A 6,997-nucleotide genomic window follows, 5' to 3' on the forward strand; every position below is an offset into this window, starting at 1 on the left:
AAAGGTGCGCTCCTATATACTAATAGCCCAAAGTCAATATTCTCGATATTTTCCAACTCTCCATAATCAGAAACAGAAACTTTTCCAATTTTCCCAAGTCATCTATTTCCACATCAAACCTTCCTAATTTATTTACCAGTAACTTGCACTAATACACTTCTTTTTCGAGGTCCGTCTAATTCAAAAAATAATATCGACTGCCAAGTTCCTAAAGCTAAATTTCCCTCCACAACTGGAATCACTTCACTATTATTTAAAGTCATTGCCATGAGATGAGAATGAGCATTAATAGGTTCGTCGGGAGGTACATCTCGTAAATGTAAATCATTATGGAGATACTTGTCAGACTCCGGTGCTAACTTTCTCAAATATACTTTCAAGTCCTCAATTAATCTTTCCTCATTTTCATTAATAGCTAAAGCAGTAGTTGTGTGTTTAGAAAATACAATTACTTGCCCATTATTTATGCCAGTTGCAGTTAAGATATCAATAACTTGGGGAGTAATATTATATATTTCTATTCCTGGAGCAGTTTCTATTTCTAGAAGTTCATTTTTAATCAACATATTAATATCCTATTTTGCCAAATATACTACTATTATTACAGTGGAAAAATTTTTATTAAACTAGAATTTAATCTTCATTTGTAATCACAATTTTTCCAACAGCGCGACCCATTTCACTATAAGCATGAGCTGCCGCTATTTCTGTTAATTTATATGTCTTATCAATAACTGATTTAACTAATCCATCTTCAATCAATTTTCCAAGAGAAATTAAATCATCGGGGTTAGGTTGAGCGAGAACAAATTTAGATTTTTTACCAGGCATAAATAAGGTAAATAAAGTAGAAGGTAAATTTTCTAAAATTGGTAGAGTAGAAATATAAATTCCTTCAGACTTCAATACATTTTCACAACTAGAAAAAGTTTCTTTTCCAACAGCATCAAAAACAATATCATACTGTTCAGATTCTTGGGTAAAATTAATCTGATTATAATCAATAACCTGATTTGCTCCTAAACTCTCTACTAAGGTAATATTTTTACTACTACAAACACCTATAACTTCAGCTTTCATTGCCTTTGCAATTTGAACTGCAAAAGTCCCAACACCCCCAGAAACACCATTAATTAAAACTTTTTTTCCTGGTCTAATTTGACCTAAATTAAGTAATGCTTGAAAAGCGGTTAAACCTGCTACGGGTACTGCTGCTGCTTGGCAATAATTCATATTTTTTGGTTTTAAAGCAGCAGTATTTGCAGGTATAGCAATATATTCTGCATAAGCACCTCCAACTAATGGATTTATAAATGTATAAATTTCATTTCCAGGCTGAAAGTTTTCTACTTTTTCCCCTGCTTCTATAATAACTCCAGATAAGTCTGAACCTAAAAGAATAGGAAAGTTAAAACCTGAGAGTAATTGTAGTTGCCCTTGTCTAATTTTCCAATCAACAGGGTTAATACTGCTAGCGTGAATTTTGACTAATAGTTGTTCGGGTTTAATTTGAGGTTTTTCAATTTCTGAATATTCCAAAACATCAATGGAACCATACCTATTAATAGTGACTGCTTTCATGGTTTTTTTTGTTAAATTAAGACTTATATTAGGATATCAATAAATTATACAAAGCTTTCCGTTGTTATGAGGTAGAAAATTTAGGTTGGGGAAATAAGGAATAAAAAAGAAGAAAAATAACTGCACCTAAGTAGAATTAGCCCTGACTTTACCTTTACCCTTAAAATTCCTTTTTTCCAAAACCTAATTTCTGAATTTAATCATCAAAAAAATATCCGACACATTATAACAGAAGTCAAAATTCCTACCGCATCAGCAAATAGAGCAGCAGGTAAAGCATATCGAGTTTTTTTAATTCCAACACTGCCAAAATAAACAGCTAATACATAAAAAGTTGTTTCTGTGGAACCCTGCATAGTTGATACTAAATAGGAGAGAAAACTTGATGGTTTATTTGTGACTATTTCTGACATAATCCCAAAAGCACCACTACCAGATAAAGGTCTAATTAATGCCATAGGTAATGCTTCTACTGGGATGCCAATTAAATTAGTTATGGGAGATAAAATTGCAGCTAAAATATCTAATGCTCCACTTGCTCTAAACATTCCAATAGCGACAAAAATTGCCACCATAAAAGGAATTATTCTCACGGCAACTTCAAATCCATCTTTTGCACCTTCGGTCATTGTTTCATAAACTTTAACTCCTCGAAAATAGCCAAAAAGTAGAAAGGAACAAATTAATATTGGCAATAACCAATTAGACAAACTTTCGAGAAAATTCAGACTAAAAATATAGGATATACCTTGGAGGTTTAAGTGATAAATTACCGCACCTAAAAAAGCTCCAATTAAACTAGCAAAAACTAATTTACTAATTTTGCCTGGTGGAGCCAGTTCCGAGCTTTTTTCCTCTCCATTAATCAAATTATTTTCCTCTAAATATTCTGGAGAAATTGATTGATTTAAACTTGGCATTGTTTGCTTACTTGCCAAAAATTTAGCTGCTATAATAGCTGCTATTGTAGAACAACAAGTAGCAATAAATGTAGGTAAAATAATATCTCCAGGATTAGTAACACCTGCACTTGCTCTAATAGTTATCACACCAATAGGAATTAGGGTGACAGAAGAGGTATTAATTGCTAAAAATAAACACATTGAATCTGTCGCAGTTCCCTTTTCTGGATTTAATTTATCCATTTCTGTCATAGCTTTTAAACCCATTGGTGTTGCAGCATTTCCTAATCCTAAAGCATTAGCAGCTATATTCAAAATAATGGCAGACATAGCAGGGTGAGAAGGAGGTATATCGGGAAAAAGTTTAACCATTAAGGGATAAATAAAACGGGCAATTATTTTCATTCCTCCTGCTGCTTCAACTATGGAAATTATGCCTAACCATAATGCCATACTACCAATTAATCCGATGGCTAAAGTAACAGCATTTTCTGCACCTTCAAATGATGCTTCAGTTATTTCGGTCATTTTGCCATTGTATGCTGCTACAACTGTGGCTAAAATTATCATAAATAGCCAGATATTATTAATAGGTGATATTTGTGATTTATTCATTTTAAGAATAGGGAACAGGGGATAGGGGAAGATATGTTGATGATAGTAGGATGATAATTATATTTTAACTGAAATTGCCTTAATATTTGACATAAGTATTTTCTGTTCATTATTTATCATAAATGAAACAGTTAAAAACTTACTCTTTCAAGGAAAAAAAATTTATTGTTCCCTTTATACTTAGTCTTCTCTCTCTTAGGTAATGGTAATTAGGCATTATTAATTATTAATTATGCATTATTAATTATCAATCTATCTTTTTACCACAATGAGGGCAAATAATAGATTCTTTTCCTTGATTTAAAGCTTGCTTTTTTTGAATTTCTTCAATTAAACCAGAACCAATTATACCAGTGGGTAAAGCAAATATTCCAATTCCAATTAAAGCAGCGATCGCTCCTAAAAATTTACCTAAAGGAGTAATAGGATAAATGTCTCCATAACCGACAGTTGTTAAAGTAACAACTCCCCACCACATAGCAGCAGGAATATTGGGAAAATTTTCTGGTTGAGCTTCATTTTCAGCAAAGTACATGAGACTAGCTGAAGTTACTAATAAAATTATACCAGTAAATATAGCGATTATTATTTCTTCTTGTTTTGACTTAATAACTTGAGCAAATAATTTGGTTGTATTTGAGTATCTGGTTATTTTGAATATTCTAAATATTCTAAATATTCTAAAGGAACGAGTAAATATTAAGTTTGGCAATAATAAAGGTAAGTAAAATGGCAAAATAGCAATTAAATCAATAATTACTAAAGGTTTGAATATAAATTTAATTCTTCCCCAAATAGGATGTTTGTATCCAAAGGCAATATTGCAAGACCAAACCCGCAAAATATATTCTATAGTAAATATGGTTACTGATATTATTTCAAAGCTATCTAAACAAGTTTGATATTGCTGATAAATATCTTCGACTGTGGAGATAATGAGGGCAATAATATTGAGAATAATTAATGTGATGATGAAGATTTTGAAAGTTTTACTATAGATATCTTCGGGATGATCTAGTTCAATAATTTCAAAGATTCGGCGTTGAATTTTGTGGTGCATTTTTTCTATATAGTAGGGAATAGGGAACACTTAACTGGGAACAGTAGAAAAAAAATTTATTAGTCTAAGGTTGCTCGTATATCTATGTCTTAACCAATTCTTTCTGAGCTATTTTTCTTGTGGTTAATTAATGCAAACTGATATTAGTTAGAGGTGTTGAGGTTTTATTTAATGAAGTGATAAATTTCGCCATTGATTAATTTTATTGGGAATAGTTTAAAAAATTTTGATTAGACTATTTGATATTTGTTGGAGTAGTTTATAGTTGAGATAAAAGTTCGCCAAGAATGAAAATCTTTGGCTGATAGGTTAAGTCATCTAAAGATGGCTAAATTATTACTTTAGAACTAAATTTTTATTGAGTAACTTTTGATTTTCAGCGTTGAGTTTTCTCAGACATTTTTTCTAGGTAAGTGTGAGAGTTATTTTTATCTTTTGGAGATAACTATATAGTCATATAATTCATAAAGCTACGCAACTTTATTTTTGATGCTTCGCCAAGGATGAAAATCTTTAGCTGATAGCTTAAGTCATTTAAAGATGACTAAATTATTACTTTTTCACTAAGTTTTTATTGAGTAATTTTTGATTTTCAGCGTTTAATTTGGTCAGACATTTTTTCTAGGTAAGTGTGAGAGTTATTTTTATCTTTTGGCGATAATTATATAGTCATCTAATCCATAATGTAAATTATAGCTTAATTTGATATATTTACGTTTAAGGGGAGTTATAAATTTTTGAGGAGGTAAATTTTCAAGAGTAATAGTTGATATCAAGGTTCGCCAAAGATGAAAATCTTTAGCTGATAGTTTAAGTCATCTAAATATGAATAAATTATTACTTTATAACTAAGTTTTTATTGAGTAATTTTTAACTTTTAGCCTTTAGTTGTGTCAGAGATTTTTTCTAGAAAAGTTGATATCAAGGTTCGCCAAGGATGAAAATCCTTGGCTGATAGCTCAAGTCATCTAAAGATGGCTAAATTATTACTTTCCAAATAAGTTTTTATTGAGTAACTTTTGATTTTTAGCGTTGAGTTTTCTCAGACATTTTTTCTAGGTAAGTATGAAAGTTATTTTTATTTTTTGACGATAATTATATAGTCATCTAATCCATAAAGCTACCCAACTTTATTCTTGATGTTTCGCCAAGGATGAAAATCTTTAGCTGATAGGTTAAGTCATTTAAAGATGACTAAATTATTACTTTATAAATAAGTTTTTATTGAGTAACTTTTGATTTTCAGCGTTTAATTTTGTCAGACATTTTTTCTAGGTAAGTGTGAGAGTTATTTTTATCTTTTGGCGATAATTATATAGTCATCTATTGCATAATGTGAATTATAGTTTAATTTGAGATATTTACGTTTAAGGGGAGTTATAAATTTTTGAGTAGGTAGATTTTCATTAGCGTACTTTAAAAAATCTATCTGAGATTCCCTAATACCTGTTGCAGTAATATATTTAAACCACTCCAACTTTAAACCTAACTCCTCTGCCAAATTTTCAACTAATTTTTTTTCTAGAAGAATATCTTCTTGAGGTTGCATCCCATAAAATCCAAAAAGTCTCTTGATTTGAACAATTAAGATTACATAACCACCACGAATCAAACTTTCTTGAAAGATTTTATGATAAGTTTCAAAAGACTTTCTCTTCTCTTCTGGTTTTGCAAACAAACAGTGAGAAATAACTATAAAATCAAAGAAACCTTGTGGTAAAACTTTCGACTTCTTGTTATATGTAAAAATATCTGTTGTATCAAACCGAAAATACAAATTAGTAGGTATTCTTTGCTTTTCAATATATTGTCGCCAAAACTGAAGACCTCGATACTGAAAATGAGCTTGTTTTTCCAGAGAATAATAACAAATGTGCATGGGAGGAGCAGTAAAAAAGCTACTACTACTTTGCAGAAATAAGGCTAATCCACAAGCAACTGTTCCCGGTCCTGCACCTATATCAAGAATGTTAAGTTTAGTAGGTAATAATCCAGATTTATATATTAAAAACCAGACTAAATAACTACAATAAATATGTTCTGGAAAATATTTCATCATATAGACATGAGCACTAAGTTCATAACCGTAATCAGGATCAATATTACTCTTTAATAACTGTAAGTCTTTAATTGCTGCTGCCAAATCTGATGCTCGTTTTTTTTCAGTTCTTCTTTCTAGTTCAGATTTAATATACTCTGCCAAACTTGATTCAAAATCATCAAATATTGTTTCATCTATTCCAGTACATTGCCATAAATTTTCATCTTTTTCAGTTAACTTAAATTTATTAGTAACAAACTCAATAAATTTTGGTTCTGGAGTCAATATATAATCATCAAGTCGCCTAATTACTGGTTCATCAAAATCAATCTTTAACTCTAATTCATCTAACTTATCAACAGCTTGTTTCAGCTTTTGACTTAAACTTCTAATTTCTCGATCTTTATCATTTAAAGTTTCCTGAAAATTCAGCTTATCTTGATATAACTTCTCCACAGGAGATAATTTTGCTCCCGAATTTTTAATAGTTTTTAGTATCTGGTTTGCCAGAGAAATACTTCCTTTTTTTAAAGCAAACCAAAATTTGAGAGAACGCCAAAAATTTGTAATTTTATTATTCATAAGTAAACTTCCCCTGAAGTTGTTTGATTTCTGAGTTACTTAATATTTATATTAACTTATCTAGTTCCTAGATGATAATTTCCCTGTAATTAAATTCTTAATTTCTCTATTATCTGTCATTTAAAGATTCCGGAAACTTGAGACGATCTTGATATAACCTCTCTCAAACAAGAAAGTAAGAGAACACGACTGAACTACATTAACTGCTTTAGTTAT

The 6,997-nt window shown here is 30.4% G+C and carries 5 protein-coding genes; all 5 read right to left on the bottom strand.

Translation table 11 applies throughout. From position 1 onward, the window contains the following. Window positions 1-128: 128 nt before the first annotated feature. The 5 genes from VKJ25_RS24370 to VKJ25_RS24390 all read right to left on the bottom strand — a co-directional run bounded on the left by VKJ25_RS24370 (window position 129) and on the right by VKJ25_RS24390 (window position 6,781). Entirely contained in the window at window positions 129-566 is a 438-nt protein-coding gene (locus tag VKJ25_RS24370; RefSeq protein ID WP_324239240.1) for a secondary thiamine-phosphate synthase enzyme YjbQ, read from the bottom strand. A gap of 67 nt (window positions 567-633) precedes the next feature. Beyond that, on the bottom strand, window positions 634-1,581 hold the full coding sequence (locus VKJ25_RS24375) for an NAD(P)-dependent alcohol dehydrogenase (protein ID WP_324239241.1): 948 nt from the start codon (window positions 1,579-1,581) through the stop codon (window positions 634-636). 203 nt (window positions 1,582-1,784) lie between these two features. Beyond that, complete coding sequence (locus tag VKJ25_RS24380) at window positions 1,785-3,098, bottom strand: nucleoside recognition domain-containing protein (RefSeq protein ID WP_324239242.1); 1,314 nt, start codon at window positions 3,096-3,098, stop codon at window positions 1,785-1,787. A gap of 247 nt (window positions 3,099-3,345) precedes the next feature. Beyond that, the gene (locus tag VKJ25_RS24385) at window positions 3,346-4,158 is read right to left on the bottom strand and encodes a potassium channel family protein (RefSeq protein WP_324239243.1); all 813 of its coding nucleotides are present in this window, start codon (window positions 4,156-4,158) and stop codon (window positions 3,346-3,348) included. Between the two features lie 1,294 nt (window positions 4,159-5,452). Then, complete coding sequence (locus VKJ25_RS24390; protein ID WP_324239244.1) at window positions 5,453-6,781, bottom strand: photosystem II assembly protein; 1,329 nt, start codon at window positions 6,779-6,781, stop codon at window positions 5,453-5,455. Window positions 6,782-6,997 lie beyond the last annotated feature (216 nt).

The sequence above is a fragment of the Okeania sp. genome (assembly GCF_035285525.1).
GTDB lineage: Bacteria > Cyanobacteriota > Cyanobacteriia > Cyanobacteriales > Microcoleaceae > Trichodesmium.

Bases quoted from the DNA above. Each gene is read 5' to 3' on its own strand.
- VKJ25_RS24370 (WP_324239240.1), bottom strand. From the start codon at position 566: ATGTTGATTAAAAATGAACTTCTAGAAATAGAAACTGCTCCAGGAATA.
- VKJ25_RS24375 (WP_324239241.1), bottom strand. From the start codon at position 1,581: ATGAAAGCAGTCACTATTAATAGGTATGGTTCCATTGATGTTTTGGAA.
- VKJ25_RS24380 (WP_324239242.1), bottom strand. From the start codon at position 3,098: ATGAATAAATCACAAATATCACCTATTAATAATATCTGGCTATTTATG.
- VKJ25_RS24385 (WP_324239243.1), bottom strand. From the start codon at position 4,158: ATGCACCACAAAATTCAACGCCGAATCTTTGAAATTATTGAACTAGAT.
- VKJ25_RS24390 (WP_324239244.1), bottom strand. From the start codon at position 6,781: ATGAATAATAAAATTACAAATTTTTGGCGTTCTCTCAAATTTTGGTTT.